The organism is Neglectibacter timonensis (assembly GCF_900048895.1).
In the GTDB taxonomy this organism is placed as follows: Bacteria; Bacillota; Clostridia; order Oscillospirales; family Acutalibacteraceae; genus Acutalibacter; species Acutalibacter timonensis.
The window spans coordinates 32898-48616 of the sequence record NZ_LT160636.1; the positions used below are offsets into that span (position 1 = coordinate 32898).

Here is a 15719-nt window from a genome sequence, read left to right on the forward strand (position 1 = left end):
CCCCGATAAGCATAAAAAGAGGAAGAAGCATGTGCCTCTTCCTCTCGCTTTTGGTGACCCATCGGGGATTCGAACCCCGGACACCTTGATTAAAAGTCAAGTGCTCTGCCAACTGAGCTAATGAGTCATAGGGCTGCCCTTTGGGTGGACAGCTCTCATATTATAGCAACTTCGGACTGGTCTGTCAATAAAAAATCTGCTTTCTAAGGAAAAATCTCTCTTTATTCTGTCCGGTTTAGAGTCTTTTACTCAAAATCGGCGGGATCGTGGGTCTCAGGGCTGAGGCAGAGCTGGCGGTTGACGATGGAATCCTTGGGGGCGGGGATGCGGCGGTACCGCTTTTTCCCCGTTTCGTCCGTGTATTCCGCTTCCAGAAGGGGATCGTCCGTCTCTTCCATCATTCCCTGAAGCCGGACGCGCAGGCCGGAAAGCACGTCCTGCAGCTGCGGATCCTCCGCCAGGTTGACCCGCTCCACAGGGTCCAGCGTCAAATCAAACAGCAGCTCCCGGGGATGGGGACGGTCGAAATAGCCCGCCTCGCAGAAGACCGTTTTGGAGGGGCCGTCGTCGGTGTTGCTGGGGGAGAAGCTGTCCAGGTCGTCGAAAAACCGGATGTATTTGTAACGCCGGGTGCGGACGCAGCGCATGGGCTCGTAAGCGGCATGGTAGGTGACTTCCGCAAACAGCTCGTCCCGCACCTGTCCGGCGCGGCCTTCCAGCACCGGGCACAGAGAAACGCCCTGCAGCCAGGGGGGCGGCTGCAGGCCCGCCAGCTCGCAGAGGGTGGGGAACAGGTCTAAATGGCTGCACAGCGCGTCCGTGGCCGTCCCCTTTCCCGGGTTCCCCGGATACCGGAGCATCAGGGCAACGCCGATCCCGGTATCGTACAGGTGGCATTTCATATTGGGGAACGCCACCCCGTGGTCTGTGGTAAAGACGATGATGGAGTCCTCCTCACGGCCTGTCTCCCGGATGGCGTCCAGCACCATGCCCACGCAGTCGTCCACCGCCATGACGCCCTGATAGAGCTCCGCGGTGTCCTGCCGGGTTTGGGCGTTGTCCGGGATGGGGAAGGGAGGAAGCACATAGTTCGGGTCCACCCCGCCGTTTTTCGGGTACACGCGGTGGGTGGAGGCCATGCCGTAGGAGAGGAAGAAGGGCCGGTTGTGAGGCTCCCGGAGATACCGGCAGACAGCCCGGGCATTCTCCAGGTCTCCTTCTATGTCTCCGCCGGCGGTCTCCGGCCCCAGGATTTTTTCATAACCCAGCCACTCCTGCACCTTGTCGGAGGGGGCCTCATGCTGGATGCCGCAGAGGGCGGTTTCAAAGCCCTGGTCCCCCAGGTACCGGACCAGATGTTTGGAATAATCTTTCAGATGGAAGCCCCGGTGGGCCAAGCCCAGCAGGCCGGCGGAATGGGGCAGCATGCCGGTGAGCATGCCCGCACGGCTGGGGGAACAGGTGGGCGCCGTGCAGTAGCAGTGCCGGAACAGGGTGCTCTCCCTGGCCAGCGCCATCAGGTTGGGAGTGCGGACTCCCGCGCCGTAAGGCTCAATCACCCGGCCCAGGTCGTGGGTGTGCAGCAGGATAATATTCATAAAAAGCTTCCTTTCACAGGGATTCCACAAGATTGTGCTTACACCGCCGTAAAGTGCCGCACAAGGCTGTCGCCGTCCGGGCTTTCCCAGCTGACGCAGGAGAGGTTCAGGCCCGCGTGCATCAGCAGCGCTCCGGAATAGACCTCTCCGGTTTCTTCCTCCCGGTAGAGCCTGTCGGGGTCAAGGCCCCGCAGGTACTGGATGTGGAAGACGTGCTCCGGCTGGCGCATGACCACCAGCGTGGTGAGGGCCTCTGTTTTGTCCTCGCTGACAAATTCCCATTCGCAGAAGAAGGGGTTGTCGGTGGGGGAGGTCAGGCGGTAAAAATCCCCATACCGGATGAGGTCGTAGTATTTGTGGTAGTCCGCCACCTGCCGCCGTACCAGCGCCCGCTCCTCTTCGGTGAGCTTTACGGGGTCCAGCTCGTAGCCGAAGGTGCCGCACATGGCCACGTTGCCCCTGGTTTTCAGGCTGGTGCGGGGGTTGGCCGAGACATGGGCGCCCAGGGAGGCGATGGGGTAGCACAGCGACGCGCCGAACTGGATGGTCAGGCGTTCGATGGCGTCCGTATTGTCGCTGGCCCAAATCTGGGGGGAATAGTACAGCATGCCCGCGTCGAACCGGCCGCCGCCGGAAGAACAGTTCTCCAGAAGGATATGGGGGAAAGCGGTGGTGATACGGTCCATCAGGTCGTAGACGCCCAGCACGTACCGGTGGAAGAATTCCCCCTGCCGGTCTGGAGGCAGCTGAAGACTGGCCGCCTCGCTGATGTGGCGGTTGCAGTCCCATTTGATGTACTCGATGTTGTTTTTGGAGATGACGTCGTACATCTGCCGGAAAATGTTGTCCCGCACGTCCTCACGGGTCATGTCCAGCACGCACTGGTAGCGGGAAATGGACTTATCCCGGCCCCTGGCGCAGACGGCCCAGTCCGGATGGGCGCGGTACAGGTCGCTGTCGGGATTGATCATCTCCGGTTCGTACCAGATGCCGAATTTGACGCCCAGGGCGTTGACCCGCTGGATCAGGCTCTGCAGCCCGCCCTTGAGCTTCTGCTCGTTGACAGCCCAGTCTCCCAGGGCGCGGTGGTCGTCGCAGCGGTTTCCAAACCAGCCGTCGTCCATCACCAGCATTTCGATGCCCAGCTTTTGGGCCTCCCCGGCGAATGCCGCCAGCTTGTCGTCGTCAAAATCGAAGTAGGCGGCCTCCCAGCTGTTGATGAGCAGGGGCCGCTTCTTTTTGGCCCATTCGCTGCGCATCAGGTGGTTGAGGTAGAATTTATGGAAGGTGCGGCTCATGCCGCCCATGCCGGCGTCGGAATAGACCAGCACGGCTTCCGGCGTGGTGAAGCTTTCCTCAGGAGAGAGCTTCCAGCGGAAATCGGTGGGGTTGATGCCCATCAGCAGCCGGGAGCAGCCCCGGGTATCCGTTTCAATATCAATGGCGAAGTTCCCGCTGTAGATCAGGTTGAAGCCGTAGGCCTCTCCCGTCTCCTCTGTGCAGCCGTTCCTGGCCAGGGCCACAAAGGGGTTGTGGTTGGGGCCCGTCATGCCCCGCTTGGACTGGATGGACTGGATGCCGTGCTGCAGGGGATGCCGTGCGGTGGAATTTTCCTTTGCCCAGCGGCCGTACAGGTGCACCATGTCGAAGTCCATGCCGGGAAAATCCACGCAGGCGCTGTAGGCCCGTTCCAGCACCACGGGAGCGCTGCCCCTGTTTTCGAACCTGACGCTGCGGGTGATGACGCCGTACTCCTCAAAGACGGTATAGAGCAGGAACGCCCGGACGCCGGTGACGGAGTCCACGGTTTCCAGTTCCAGCGTCTGAGCCTCGTCCTCCCCGGCAAAAGTGGCGGGCAGGCCGGGCAATTTGGGCTTTCCGGGGAGAATCCGGTGGGAGACATACCGCAGGTCAGTGACCGTGTCGCCGTTTTCCCCCCGCACCGAGCAGGCGGAGATGCGGAAATCCCCGGCGCCGTTGGTGGAATACTCCAGCGGGTTGATGTCGGGGGAGAACAGCTCGTCCTCCACTTTGGGATTGTAGGGGCTCAGGGAATCGAACCTGCCCCGGTACATCAGGGAGGCAAGGTTGTCGTCCGGCAGCTTTGCCCCGTAATAGAGGTGCACCAGATAATTTTCCCGGTAGACCAGCAGGGCATAGGTAGAGGTCTTGGTGTCCAGCTTAAAAATTCGTTTTTGTGAGTCATAGGTGATCGGCATGTGCGAAAGCCCCCTTGCTAGATAGTAGCGATAATTTTTTATTGATTAGTATAAGAAAAAGTTTCAGGAAAAATTTGGGACAGAACCAGCCGCCTCCCTTTTCATTCCTCTGAAAAGTCCCGCAGCAGCTCGTTTTCCCCAGCCAGGGAATACAGCAGCAGACGGTACACCGCGCCGGGGTCCCGGTGGAAATTGCGTTTGACCATCTCCGCCTGGGCCCTGTCCGGCACATAAAGGCGGATGGACATCAGCTCCGTCTCCCCGCCGGAGACATGGCAGGTCACCTGGTAGCCCCGGTCCGTCTTCCTGGTCTCCACCCGGTTTTCCCGTTCGGCCCGGGCCTGGGCCAGCAGAAGAAAGGCAGCTTCCAGGGCCTTATCCCGTACGGAGAGCGGCAGGGTGGCGTCCAGGCTGTCCGCGATCTCCCTGCCGGCCTGGGTCACGGTATAGAGGCCTTCTGCGACCCGGGCCACGTTGCCCAGCTGTTCCAGGGCTGCCAGGGCGTCCCGGACCTCAAAGTAGTTTGCCAGGGACCGCTCCTGTACGATTTTTTCAATGTCTTCCCCGGAGAGCGGCGCATCCACGCTTGCCAAAAGGTAGCACAAAAGAATGCGGATATCGTTTTTGTTCCAGAGCCCGCCGGGCTCTACGCCTCCGGTAAATGCGTCCTGCCTCATCGTTTTGATCCTTCCTTTCCGGTTTCATCATTTATAGACAGCCGCCGCCCGCCGGCCCAGCGCACGGCGCGGGCAGTGCGGCCCCATAAGTTGGAGCACTGGGGAAACGGCAATGTTATTTCAGTTCTAAATCCTTGAAGAATTCATCAAAAGTAGATACATGGTAAATCTGCTTGAAAGCCAACAAAACACTGATTCTGATGCTGTAGCGGCCCAGCTCCATTTGAGATATGATTTCCCGGCGTGTTGAAAGCCCCAGTAAATCCAATTTTACGGAAACATCTTCTTGAGATAACCTGGCCCGCTTGCGCAGGAACCTCAAATTGCCACCAATCGAGATATCCTGCTTTTATTTAGCATACATGATAACGTCCTCCTGGAGTTTGGAATGTATACATTCCAATTTTGTCTTAGGTTTCATGATAAAATCAGAATGTACACATTCAAAACGGAAATAGGAGGAAATTGTTATGGCAGAAAAAGGAGAACAGTCAGAACAGATTTGGGAACTGCTGCAGGCCCTGCCAGTGGAGAGGCAAAAAGCCGTCTGCTGGCTGGTAAAAAACATTGACATAGCAGATCGGTTATCGGAAGGCGGGAAAATGACAAGCGAGGAAATCGAAGAGCTTACACAAAGAGCCTTGGACATAAAAGATGATATCATGCTGGCGCTGGTGAAATATAAGCAAGCGAAAGACCGGTATGAAACGGAAAACAAAGAACAGGAGATCTGAGAAGAATTTCAGTAAAAGACCGAAGAACTTGCAAATGCACGGGCTCCATTGCCCTTATCATACACCAAAGCCGTGCCTCATTGCAAGGTGCTGTGCGGCGGAAGAGGCGGGCGGTCTGAAGGGTGTCAGCCCTTCTCCCCGCGGATGGGGAAGTAGACGGTGTACCGTTCTTTCCCGATCTGTTTGAGGGGCAGGAATTTGATGGATTCCTCCTGGTTCACGGTACAGTACACATCCTGCCAGTTTTCCCATTCCCGCTCGTCCTGAAGGCGGAGCATGGTTTCCGGGCGCCCCGGGTCTCCGGTGAGGATCCTCTGGCGGTCGGTAAGGCCGGCCAGCACCACGGGGCCGTCCAGAAAGGCGGCGGTATCCGGACGGTCGGCCAGAGGGAAACAGGAAAGCCCTTTGGGCAGAAGCAGCTCCACCGTGTCTTCCTGCCAGCGGCGGCGCAGGCAGAGCCAGCCGTTTTCTACGGCGGCCTCCTGTTTTTGGCCGTTGACCAGGCAGACAGGGGCGCCCTTCAGCCACCAGGGGGCGCGCAGGCGGAGGGTGAATTCCTGCCCCCGGGCCCTGACCTCAAACCGGAAGGACCAGAAGTTCGGGCGCTGTGCAAGAGGGAGCTTTTCCTCCCCAAACTTCAGGAAGGGCCCGCTCACGTCCGCCGCCCGCTGGCGCAGAGCCACCGGCTGCCCGCCCAAAACGGTTTCCAGGTCGGAGGGAATATACTGGGCCACGGTGAGGGAGTCCTCCCCACCGTAATAGATAAATTCCCGGTAGTTGGCGTTTGCCTGCACCGCGGTGCAGTGGCAGCACCAGAAATCCCCTGTTTTGGAACCCCATTTTTTCTGGGAGCCCGGGGCAAGGGGCAGATAATAGGAGACGATTCCCGTCTCAGGCTCCAATGGCTCGCAGAAGGTATCCCGTGTGCCGGACTGCCAGAAGGCCTGGGCCAGCAGCCCGTTGTGGAGGTTCTGCTCAATGTAGTCGGCATATCCGGCATCCCCCGTCCAGCGGAACAGATAGTCCGCCAGGCGGATCATATTGTATACCACGCAGTGTTCCTGGTTGGAGTTGCCCAGCCTGGTGGATTGAACCTGAGGAGGCGTCCACACCTCGCCGCAGGTTTGGCCCCCGGTGGCGAAGGTCCCCCGCTGTGTGACGGCCAGATCCCAGTACTGTTCCACAATTCTGCGGTACCGCTCTTCGCCGGTGACCTCATAGGCCCTGGCACAGCCGTGGATTTCCGGGATCGTGGTGTTGGCGTGCCTGTTTGTCAGGATGTCTTCCCCGCGCAGCACGGGCTCTGTCAGCCGGGGACGCTCATACCGGCGCATCAGCTCCAGGTGCTTCGGGTCCCCTGTGACGGCGTATAAGTCCGCCCAGAGCTCCATAATTCCCCCGGTCTCCTGCAGGTCCATCATGTCATCCATGGTCTCCCGGGGAATCTCCCTGGAAAAACGGTCGAACCAGTCCGCACATTTTTTTACGATTTCCAGGGCCTCGCCGTTCCCTGCATACAGGTACATGTCCAGCAGGCCCATCATGTTTTTGTGGCATACATACTGGGACGCCCAGAAGCCCTTTCCGTCCCGCAGGGAATAGAGGTATTTTTCCGGGATGGGGAATGCCCAGCCGTTTCCGTTGCGCTCCTGGCAGCGTCCGATCTCGCTGACAAGAAAGTCGGCCTTGGCCTTCAGCTGCATATTCCCGGTCTCCTGGCAGGCGCGGGCCGCTGCGCTGAGCCAGTGCCCGGCAAAAGTCCCGCGAATCTGGCTGGTGGGGGAATCCCAGCCGCCGTGGGCGGTAACCGTGTAGTTGAGCAGCCCATTCAGGCCCGCCTCGGCATAGTGGGAAAAGAGCAGGTTTTCAGGTTTCAGCTCCATCAGGTAGTCCACATCGCGGCCGCGTTTTACGGTGAATTCGGATTCGGAAAGCTTTGCCTCCCGGGTAAGGGCATGGTATTTCATCATGAGAGTTCCTTTCTTGTGCTTGCGCCGGGCCGTGTTTCCGGGCGGCGCAGCTGGGATTTCCGATGGGGGTCTGCGTCCGGCGCGCATGGAACTGCCCGCGCCATGGCCGGCGGTTCGGTACCGACCGGGGAAAGGTCAGGAAAGCGTGGGAAGGGGGGCGAGGAAGGAGAAGGCGGGGAGGTTGCGCAGCAGGGTGAAAAGGAGGGAGAGGAACAGCAGAACAAGCAGGACGGGGAGGAAAGCCCTGCTCTTCCAGAGCGGGCACTTTTTCCCCACGTAGCGGACCGCCTCCGCAGCGGCATAGATGCCCGCCAGGGGCAGCAGAAAAAACATCAGCGGGTTCTGGCGGAACGCGCCGGGGAAATCCCCCTGGAGCAGGGAGGCGATCATCCGCTGCGTGCCGCAGCCCGCACAGTAATAGCCTGTGGACGAAAGGATCAGGCAGGGCGGGCGCAGGGCGTAGAGCAGCAGGCACAGGAGAAACAGGGCGAGCAGCACGGCGGCGGCCCGCAGCGTGCGGCGAACGGTTTCCCGCTTCATGGTCATCCTCCCTTCCGGCAGAGCGTCCCGGTGTTGATATAGAAAAGTATAGCATTCCGCGGCGGAAAAGGCCAGGAAAAAAACCTGTCGGATTCTTAAGAAAAAATGGGTTGACTTAAAGCATACTTTAACCCTTGTACTTAAAAATAAATTGACCAAAAGAAGACAATACCGAGAGGGAGGAACGAACAAATGGCGGATCGTTATTTGGGGGAGAGCATCAAAAAGCTGGGGTTCGGCCTGATGCGGCTGCCCATGCTGGGAGAAGAGATCGACATCGAACAGGTGAAGAAGATGGCGGACACCTTTATGAGCAAGGGGTTCACCTATTTTGATACGGCCTACGTCTACATCGGCGGCAAGTCCGAGGTGGCGCTGAAAGAGGCCGTGGTGGACCGCTATCCCCGCGACAGCTTCCAGTGCGCTACCAAGCTGCCCCTGTGGGATTTGATGGGCGCTGCGGAAATGGAGTCCACCTTCCAGGAATCCCTGGACCGCGCCGGACTGAAGTATTATGATTTTTACCTGCTGCATGCCATGGACCATACGAAGGTGAAAAAGGCGGACGAGATAGACGCCTGGGGCTTCATGAAGAGGATCAAGGAAGAGGGCCGTGCGAAGCATATCGGCTTCTCCTTCCACGATTCCGCTGAGGTACTGGAAGGAATTCTGGCGTCTCATCCGGAGATGGAATTCGTGCAGCTGCAGATCAATTATGCGGACTGGGAGGACGACAACGTGCAGTCCCGCAAATGCTATGAGGTTGCCCGCAAGTACAATGTCCCCGTCATCATCATGGAGCCTGTCAAGGGCGGTTCCCTGGCCACCATGCCCGAAGAGATTCAGAAGCTCTACCGGGAGGCGAACCCGGAGCTCTCCGTGCCCTCCTGGGCGGTGCGCTACGCGGCGTCTCTGGACGGCGTGATCACCGTGCTTTCCGGCATGTCCAACGAGGAGCAGCTCAACGACAACGTCTCCTACATGGAAAACTTCCAGCCCCTGTCCGATGCGGAGCGTGAAACCGTGCAGAAGGCTGTGGAAATCCTCAACACCCTGCCCACCATTCCCTGCACGGGCTGCAAGTACTGTGTGGACGGCTGCCCCCAGAAGATCAACATTCCCGGAATCTTCGAGGCGATGAACGAATACATCCTCTACAACAACCTGGAACGCGCCAAGCATTCCTATAAGAACGCGGTGAAAGAGGGCGGCAAGGCTTCCGACTGCATCCAGTGCGGCGCCTGCGAGGCCCACTGCCCCCAGCACATCGGCATCATCGAGACCTTGGAAAAGGCCGCCGCCACGCTGGAAGGCTGAGCGAAGCTTATTCAGAAATAATTTTTTCGCTGGTTTGGGAAAAGGATACAGAATTCACGTTTTTGTGAGTCCTGTGTCCTTTTTTTGCATGAAAACTTACCCAAAAGCCCGTTTCCTTTGCATTTTTCAGGACGCTGTGGTATAATAACCTCCACTGTAAATTTAACTCGTGAATCTGTGTCCGTAACTCACCGAGGTGAACTCTAATGCATATGATCAAGAAGCTGAAGAGGACGATTGTTTTTATTTTGAAAATCGCCCTTTTTGCGTCCCTGTTCGGCATATTTTTTGGGATTTTCGGCATCAATAACCCCTGGCTGTTCAACTTTTCCAGAACCACCGGCGTCACCATGGTCACCTTTGTGGTGCTGGGCATCGCGCTGATGTCGGTATACGGCGGGTATGCCGTGGGCTCCCAGAAGAGCAGGCCCATTGTGCACTCCATGGCCCTGGCCACGGTGATCACGGACCTGGTGACGCACCTGCAGCTCTCCATCATGAACACCAGCGAAAAAAACAACGACCATTTTGTCTATGAGACGCCTCACCTGCTGCTGCTGGTTATGGTGCTGCAGGTGCTGGTGATCATCTTTTTCGCCTATTTCGGCAATTATGTGTACTTCTCCATCGAGCCGCCGGAGCGCTGCTGCGTGATCTCCTCCTCCAGCCAGAGCCTGGGGCACATCATTCCGAAGATCCTGCGGTTTAAAAAGCAGTATGAAATCGATGAAATCGTGCGGTACGACGCCCAAAACGTGCTGGACGTCATCAGCAGGAGCGATACCATTTTCCTCTACGACGTGCCCACAAAGGAACGCACGGATTTGATCGATTTCTGCTACCAGAAGCAGAAGAATATCTACTATAATTTTGAGATGATCGACGTGGTGTCCCAGGGGGCAAAGTACGTCACCCTGGACGATAAATCCATGGTCATGCACATGGCAAAGGACCTGACCTTTGAACAGCGGGTGATCAAACGCCTGATGGATCTTTCCATTTCCATTGTGGCCCTGATCCTCACCAGCCCCATCATGCTGGCCTGCGCCATCGCCATCAAGGCGGAGGACGGGGGCAAGGTGTTCTATAAGCAGAAGCGGCTCACCAAGTACGGCCGCGTCTTCGAAGTGTATAAGTTCCGCACCATGAAGGAGGAAAACTCCATCCACAAATCGGTGACCGCGGACGACGACCGCATTACCAGGGTGGGCAGGGTGCTTCGGAAATTCCGGGTGGACGAGCTGCCTCAGCTGCTCAACATTCTCAAGGGCGACATGACCGTGGTGGGCCCCCGGCCGGAAATGCTGGAAAACGTGGAAAAATATACTGACGCCCTGCCGGAATTTGAGTACCGCCTGCGGGTGAAAGCAGGTCTGACGGGCCTGGCGCAGATCAGCGGCAAGTATAACACGTCCCCCAAGGACAAGCTGGTGATGGACCTGATATACATTGAGAACTACAGCATCTGGCAGGACCTGAAGCTGATTTTCCAAACCTTTACCGTGTTCCTGAAAGCGTCGGAGAGCACGGAGGCCTTCGGCGTGGAAGAGGTGTTCGACTTCGACGAGGACCGGGAGAAAAAGCGCAGGGCCGCTTTTGAGGAGCGGGAAGCAGCCCAGGAGGAGGCCGGTCATGGCGATTGACGAATTTTTGAAACGGGTTTACCCCGGCACGGCGGAAGAGTTCTGCGGCCTGGCCGCAAAGGCCATGCTGACCGGGGAAAAGCTGTTCGTGGTGACCGCGAACCCTGAAATTCTGATGCATGCCTGCCGGGAGCAGGACCTCAGGGACCTGCTGCTCTCCGAAAGCGCCGCCGTAGTGCCCGACGGGATCAGCGTTGTGAAGGCCATGCGGCTTTGCGGCCTGCCGGCCCAGGAGCGGGTGACCGGGGTGGATCTGGCGGAAAGGCTGCTGCAGAAGGCCGGAGAGGCCCAAAAGAGCGTATTCCTGCTGGGCGCACGGGAGGAAGTTGTCTCCGCCCTGGCGGGAAAACTGAGGGCCCGGTATCCGGGCATGACCGTGGAGTACTGCAACGGCTATGTGGAAGATAAGGACGCGGCGTTTGAGCGCATCCGGCAGGCGGAGCCTGACCTGGTGCTGGTGGCGCTGGGCGCGCCGGCACAGGAGCGTCTGATCGCCCGGCATTTGGAGGAGTTCGGCAAGGGCGTGTTCATCGGCGTGGGCGGCTCCTTCGACGTGCTCAGCGGCAGCAAGCGCCGGGCTCCGGCGGTGTTCGTCAGGACGAACACGGAATGGCTGTACCGCATTTTGCGGGAACCTTCCCGGCTGGGCCGATTTTACCGGAACAACGTGAAATTTTTGGGGGAAGTGAAAAAGGCCGCCAAAGCGGCCAGACAAGGGTGAAGGTCCGGCGGAAAAGCCGGGAGCCGCACCCTTTCCCTGTGAATGTAAGAAATTTGTAAGCACTTTGTTGGAAATAAATTGAACCTCTGCAAATATACTTTAAGAAGCAGCCGCGGACAGCTCCCGCCTGACGACCCGGCGGATGGATTCGTCTGCTTTACGAGAAAGGTTTTGGTACCGTGGAAAAGATCAAGGTTATGTCCGTGTTCGGCACAAGGCCGGAAACCATCAAAATGGCGCCGCTGGTCAAGGAGCTGGAAAGCCGGGAAGAGTTTGACAGCGTGGTCTGCGTCACCGCCCAGCACCGGCAGATGCTGGACCAGGTGCTCTCCGCCTTTCAGATCGTGCCGGACTACGACCTGAATATCATGCGGCAGGGCCAGACCCTTTCCGATATCACCGCCCGGGTGCTCAAGGGCCTGGAAGAGGTGATCGCCGAAGTAAAGCCCCATATCGTGCTGGTACATGGCGACACCACCACAACCTTTGCGGGGGCTTTGGCGGCCTACTATGCCAGGGTGGCCGTGGGCCATGTGGAAGCGGGCCTGAGAACCTATGACAAATACTCCCCCTATCCGGAGGAGATGAACCGGCAGTTTGTGGGCTGTGTGGCGGACCTGCACTTTGCCCCCACCCAGCTGAGCAGGCAGAACCTGCTGCGGGAGGGCAAGCGGGACGAGACCATTGTGGTGACGGGCAACACCGCCATCGACGCGCTGAAGACCACCGTCCGGGAGGATTACCGGGACGAAATTCTGGACTGGGCCGGGGATTCCCGCCTGCTGGTGCTCACCGCGCACCGCCGGGAAAACCTGGGGGAGCCCATGCACAGGATGTTCCGGGCCATCCGCCGCATCGTGGAGGAATTTCCCGATGTGAAGGTGGTGTACCCGGTGCACCTGAACCCGCTGGTACAGCAGGCCGCGGACGAAGAGCTGGGCGGCTGTGACCGGATCCGCCTGATCGAACCGTTGGAGGTCGTGGAATTCCACAACCTGCTGGCCCGCTCCACGCTGATCCTCACGGACAGCGGCGGCATCCAGGAGGAAGCTCCCTCCCTGGGCAAACCGGTGATTGTGCTGCGGGACACCACCGAGCGGCCCGAGGGCATCGAAGCGGGCACGCTGAAGCTGGCGGGCACCGGCGAAACTTCTATTTACGGCATGGTCCGGGAACTGCTGACGGACAAGGCCGCCTATGAAAAAATGAGCAGGGCGAGCAATCCCTATGGGGACGGGCTCGCCAGCAGCAGGATTGCGGACGCGCTGGTGCGCTGGCGCGGGGCGCAGAAATGAGAATTTGAAAAGACGGGGAAGGGGCTGCGGCCATTCTCCCTGGCGGGGGTTTTGCGTGTTTCGCTGCGGCTGCGGAGAAACACGCAAAACCCCAGAGCAATTGGCGGAGTATTTCCGGAGACCGGGCAGGCGTTTTCCGCGCTCTGCCGGGAGTGCGGACAGCTTTCCGCCGGATGTTCCAGCCTGTTCGAAAGGATGAAGTCATTATTATGAAGTTGGAAAGTAAGGACCGCGGCTTTTCCCTGCAGCTGCGGCTGAAACGTGGAAACCTGATTGCCGCCGGTGTGCTGCTGGCCGCATCAGCGGTGATGTTCGCGCTGAATCCGCAGCTGTTTTTCGGCGGCCCCTCTGAGGAGGCGCAGCCCTTTCAGCCGGGGGATACGGCGCTGTATCTCCTGCTGACGCTGCTTCCCTGCGCCCTTTGCCTGATCGAGGTAAAGCTGCCGCAGGTGTTGAAAAAGATTGCCGGATGGCTGATGCTGCTGGTTCTTCCGCTGCTCTCCTTCCAGGCGGTGGACAACATCAACCACACCCAAATTGCTGATTTTGACTTTAAAACCTCTCTGGCAAACTACATCGGCTACCTGATGGTGTTCGCCCTGCTGTTTGCCGTCTGCCGCCGGGTGTGGGTCACCGCCCTGCTGGGCGGAGCGATCTTTCTGACCTTCGGCATTGCCAACTACTTCACCTCGGAATTCCGGGGCGCGCCCATCCTGCCTTGGGACCTGAGTTCGGTGGGCACGGCTTTTTCCGTGGCCGGGGGTTATACCTATGAGCTGACAAAGCCCATTGCGGTATCCATCCTGCTGTATCTCCTGGCGGTGCTATTCTGCTACCATGTGTGCCCCAGAGGGAAGGAGAACACGTCCCGCAGGGGCCGCATGACGGAACGGGCGGGTGCGCTGGCCATAGCCGGGGCGCTGTTCCTGCTGATCTTCCCCGCGGACGTGCTCACGGATCTGGGCATCTCCGTATGGGCCTGGAACCAGAAAACCAGCTCGAAGCTCACCGGCGTCACGGCCGGCTTCTTTGCCAACATTCAGTTTTTGATGGTGGATAAACCGGAGGGTTACTCCGCTGCCAAGGTAAAACAGCTGGAGGCCGAAATTGAGGAACTGCCGGAACCGGCAGCGCTGGGCAGCCCGGAGGGCCTGCCCACCATCATTGCGGTGATGAACGAGTCTATGACGGACTTTACCCGCACAGGGAAGGGGAGCCTCACCCTCACCTCCGACAACCTGCCCTTTCTTCACTCCCTGCAGGAATCGGGGGATGTGATCTGGGGCACGGCCTATTCCTCTGTCTACGGGGGCAACACCTGCAACAGCGAATATGAATTCCTCACCTCCAACACCCTCAGCTTTCTGCCTACGGGCAGCAAGCCCTACCAGCAGTATGTGGACCACGACCAGAGCTCCCTGGTGAGCATCCTGAAGGAGTATGGCTACGACTGCACCGCCATCCATCCGGGCCAGCGCTCCGCCTGGCAGCGGGACACGGCCTACCCCTACCTGGGGTTTGACAAGTTTATCGATGTGGACGCCTTCACGGTGAACCGCACCTTTGAGCACCGCCTGACCAGCGACCGTTCCAGCTATGACCAGGTGATTGCCGAATACGAAAACCGGGGGGACGACCCTCTCTTTCTGTTCAACGTCACCATCCAGAACCACGGAGGCTATGAGGATGAAAACTTCCGCACCACCGTTCAGGTGGCGGAGGCCGCCGGGGAATTCCCCCAGGCGGAGCAGTACCTGAGCCTGACCAAAAAGTCAGACCAGGCGCTGGAGGAGCTGATCGGCTATTTCTCCCAGCAGGAGGACCCGGTGGTCATCCTGTTCTTCGGGGACCACTGGCCCAATCTGGAATCCGGTTTTCTCACCCAGCTTCTGGGACAGGATTCCGACAGACTTTCCTTTGAGAACATCATGCGGGAGTACGAGGTCCCCTTCCTGATCTGGGCCAACTACCCCCTGGAGGGCCAGGAGATCCAGCAGATCAGCCTGAACTACCTGTCCGGCCTGCTGCTGCGGTCCGCCGGGCTTCAGGGCACCGGCTATACAAAATTTGTGGAGCAGGTGCGACAGGTTTTCCCCGTGATCACGGCCAACGGCATGATCGACAAGGAGGGCAGCTATTACAAGATTGGGGAGAGCACGCCCTATGACGACCTTCTCAATGAGTATGCCATGCTACAGTACAACAATGCCTTCGGTCTGGAGGGCAAGGCGGAAGGGCTGTTCTCAATCGGCTGACGGCGAAAGGCCCTGAAAAGCAGAGAAAAGGAAACTTCGCAGCCGGGCACAGCTCTTCCGGGGGCCGTGCCGGCTGGGTTTGGGGAGAGTTTTATGAAAAAGGTGGCAGTCAGGCGGGTCAACGAATGGGACGGGCCCTCCATGCTGAAAATTTACGCGCCCTATACGGAGGGCTTGGAAGCCTTTGAGGGAGAACCGCCGGAGCTGCAGGAGTATATCCAGCGCATCGACCGGTATACCTACGGCCTGGGATGGATCCTCTGCGAGATCGATTCCACGCCCTCCGGTTTCTGTTGCCTGACCGAGGACCGGGAGGCCCCGGAGGACCTGTTTTCCGTGGAGCTGCAGCTTTATGTGAAGCAGGACTGCCGCAGGCGGGGCGTGGGTTCCGCCCTGTGGGCCCTGATGAGGGACATCATGGAGCTGGGAAACAGGCGCAGGGTTACGGCGCGGGTGCTGCTGCCCAATCCGGAGGCCCAGGCGTTTTTCCTGCACGCCGGATTTTCCCCCGTGAGGACGGAGCGGGGGGGAGCGGAAAAATGGGGAGAGCCCCATGATGTGCTGGTGCTGCAAAGGGAGCTGGTTCCGTCCGATCCCGGAGCGGAACGCCCCACCAAGCCCTACCTCATCGAAAACGCGGATTATGAGGCCGCCCGGGAACGCGCCGCGCTGCTGGTGAAGGGCTGAAAAAAACATAAGATGGGGAAACAGGAAATTTTTTGCAATTTTTATTGCTTTTTCGCAGCCGGT

Annotated in this window: 12 protein-coding genes and 1 tRNA gene; 7 read left to right on the top strand and 6 right to left on the bottom strand. The window is 58.8% G+C overall.

What is annotated here, in order from left to right:
* Window positions 1–51 precede the first annotated feature (51 nt).
* The 4 genes from BN3911_RS01930 to BN3911_RS01945 form a co-directional block, all read right to left on the bottom strand.
* Window positions 52–127: transfer RNA gene (locus BN3911_RS01930), tRNA-Lys, on the bottom strand.
* Between the two features lie 118 nt (window positions 128–245).
* Window positions 246–1598 (bottom strand): sulfatase family protein, encoded by a 1353-nt coding sequence (locus BN3911_RS01935; RefSeq protein WP_066860668.1) that lies wholly within the window; start codon window positions 1596–1598, stop codon window positions 246–248.
* A 38-nt stretch (window positions 1599–1636) separates the two neighbouring features.
* Entirely contained in the window at window positions 1637–3817 is a 2181-nt protein-coding gene (locus BN3911_RS01940; protein WP_066860671.1) for an alpha-galactosidase, read from the bottom strand.
* A gap of 101 nt (window positions 3818–3918) precedes the next feature.
* Window positions 3919–4494, bottom strand: coding sequence for a DUF4364 family protein (locus BN3911_RS01945; protein WP_066860674.1), 576 nt, complete (start codon window positions 4492–4494; stop codon window positions 3919–3921).
* Between the two features lie 470 nt (window positions 4495–4964).
* On the opposite strand from BN3911_RS01945, the gene BN3911_RS01955 reads away from it, so the two are divergent.
* Window positions 4965–5228, top strand: a complete 264-nt coding sequence (locus BN3911_RS01955) for a hypothetical protein (protein WP_066860677.1) — start codon at window positions 4965–4967, stop codon at window positions 5226–5228.
* Between the two features lie 125 nt (window positions 5229–5353).
* Here BN3911_RS01955 and BN3911_RS01960 read toward each other — a convergent pair whose 3' ends face one another.
* Window positions 5354–7198 carry a beta-L-arabinofuranosidase domain-containing protein gene (locus BN3911_RS01960; protein WP_187127668.1) on the bottom strand — a complete coding sequence of 615 codons (1845 nt, stop codon included), beginning with the start codon at window positions 7196–7198 and terminating at the stop codon, window positions 5354–5356.
* 135 nt (window positions 7199–7333) lie between these two features.
* Window positions 7334–7738, bottom strand: a complete 405-nt coding sequence (locus BN3911_RS01965; RefSeq protein WP_066860685.1) for a DUF2752 domain-containing protein — start codon at window positions 7736–7738, stop codon at window positions 7334–7336.
* A gap of 192 nt (window positions 7739–7930) precedes the next feature.
* Between BN3911_RS01965 and BN3911_RS01970 the strand changes: the two genes are divergently transcribed.
* From BN3911_RS01970 to BN3911_RS01995, 6 genes are all read left to right on the top strand, one after another.
* Window positions 7931–9055 (top strand): aldo/keto reductase, encoded by a 1125-nt coding sequence (locus BN3911_RS01970; protein WP_066860688.1) that lies wholly within the window; start codon window positions 7931–7933, stop codon window positions 9053–9055.
* 206 nt (window positions 9056–9261) lie between these two features.
* Window positions 9262–10698: a sugar transferase gene (locus BN3911_RS01975; protein WP_066860691.1), complete on the top strand. Its 1437-nt coding sequence runs from the start codon at window positions 9262–9264 to the stop codon at window positions 10696–10698.
* Window positions 10688–11419 carry a WecB/TagA/CpsF family glycosyltransferase gene (locus tag BN3911_RS01980; RefSeq protein WP_066860694.1) on the top strand — a complete coding sequence of 244 codons (732 nt, stop codon included), beginning with the start codon at window positions 10688–10690 and terminating at the stop codon, window positions 11417–11419. The genes BN3911_RS01975 and BN3911_RS01980 overlap by 11 nt, the downstream gene beginning before the upstream one ends.
* Window positions 11420–11616: 197 nt before the next feature.
* Window positions 11617–12714, top strand: a complete 1098-nt coding sequence (gene wecB / locus BN3911_RS01985) for a non-hydrolyzing UDP-N-acetylglucosamine 2-epimerase (protein WP_187127670.1) — start codon at window positions 11617–11619, stop codon at window positions 12712–12714.
* A 209-nt stretch (window positions 12715–12923) separates the two neighbouring features.
* Window positions 12924–14969, top strand: a complete 2046-nt coding sequence (locus BN3911_RS01990; protein ID WP_066860701.1) for an LTA synthase family protein — start codon at window positions 12924–12926, stop codon at window positions 14967–14969.
* A 93-nt stretch (window positions 14970–15062) separates the two neighbouring features.
* Window positions 15063–15656, top strand: coding sequence for a GNAT family N-acetyltransferase (locus BN3911_RS01995; RefSeq protein ID WP_066860704.1), 594 nt, complete (start codon window positions 15063–15065; stop codon window positions 15654–15656).
* The last annotated feature ends 63 nt before the right edge of the window (window positions 15657–15719 follow it).

Bases quoted from the DNA above. Each gene is read 5' to 3' on its own strand.
- BN3911_RS01935 (WP_066860668.1), bottom strand. From the start codon at position 1,598: ATGAATATTATCCTGCTGCACACCCACGACCTGGGCCGGGTGATTGAG.
- BN3911_RS01940 (WP_066860671.1), bottom strand. From the start codon at position 3,817: ATGCCGATCACCTATGACTCACAAAAACGAATTTTTAAGCTGGACACC.
- BN3911_RS01945 (WP_066860674.1), bottom strand. From the start codon at position 4,494: ATGAGGCAGGACGCATTTACCGGAGGCGTAGAGCCCGGCGGGCTCTGG.
- BN3911_RS01955 (WP_066860677.1), top strand. From the start codon at position 4,965: ATGGCAGAAAAAGGAGAACAGTCAGAACAGATTTGGGAACTGCTGCAG.
- BN3911_RS01960 (WP_187127668.1), bottom strand. From the start codon at position 7,198: ATGATGAAATACCATGCCCTTACCCGGGAGGCAAAGCTTTCCGAATCC.
- BN3911_RS01965 (WP_066860685.1), bottom strand. From the start codon at position 7,738: ATGAAGCGGGAAACCGTTCGCCGCACGCTGCGGGCCGCCGCCGTGCTG.
- BN3911_RS01970 (WP_066860688.1), top strand. From the start codon at position 7,931: ATGGCGGATCGTTATTTGGGGGAGAGCATCAAAAAGCTGGGGTTCGGC.
- BN3911_RS01975 (WP_066860691.1), top strand. From the start codon at position 9,262: ATGCATATGATCAAGAAGCTGAAGAGGACGATTGTTTTTATTTTGAAA.
- BN3911_RS01980 (WP_066860694.1), top strand. From the start codon at position 10,688: ATGGCGATTGACGAATTTTTGAAACGGGTTTACCCCGGCACGGCGGAA.
- wecB (WP_187127670.1), top strand. From the start codon at position 11,617: ATGTCCGTGTTCGGCACAAGGCCGGAAACCATCAAAATGGCGCCGCTG.
- BN3911_RS01990 (WP_066860701.1), top strand. From the start codon at position 12,924: ATGAAGTTGGAAAGTAAGGACCGCGGCTTTTCCCTGCAGCTGCGGCTG.
- BN3911_RS01995 (WP_066860704.1), top strand. From the start codon at position 15,063: ATGAAAAAGGTGGCAGTCAGGCGGGTCAACGAATGGGACGGGCCCTCC.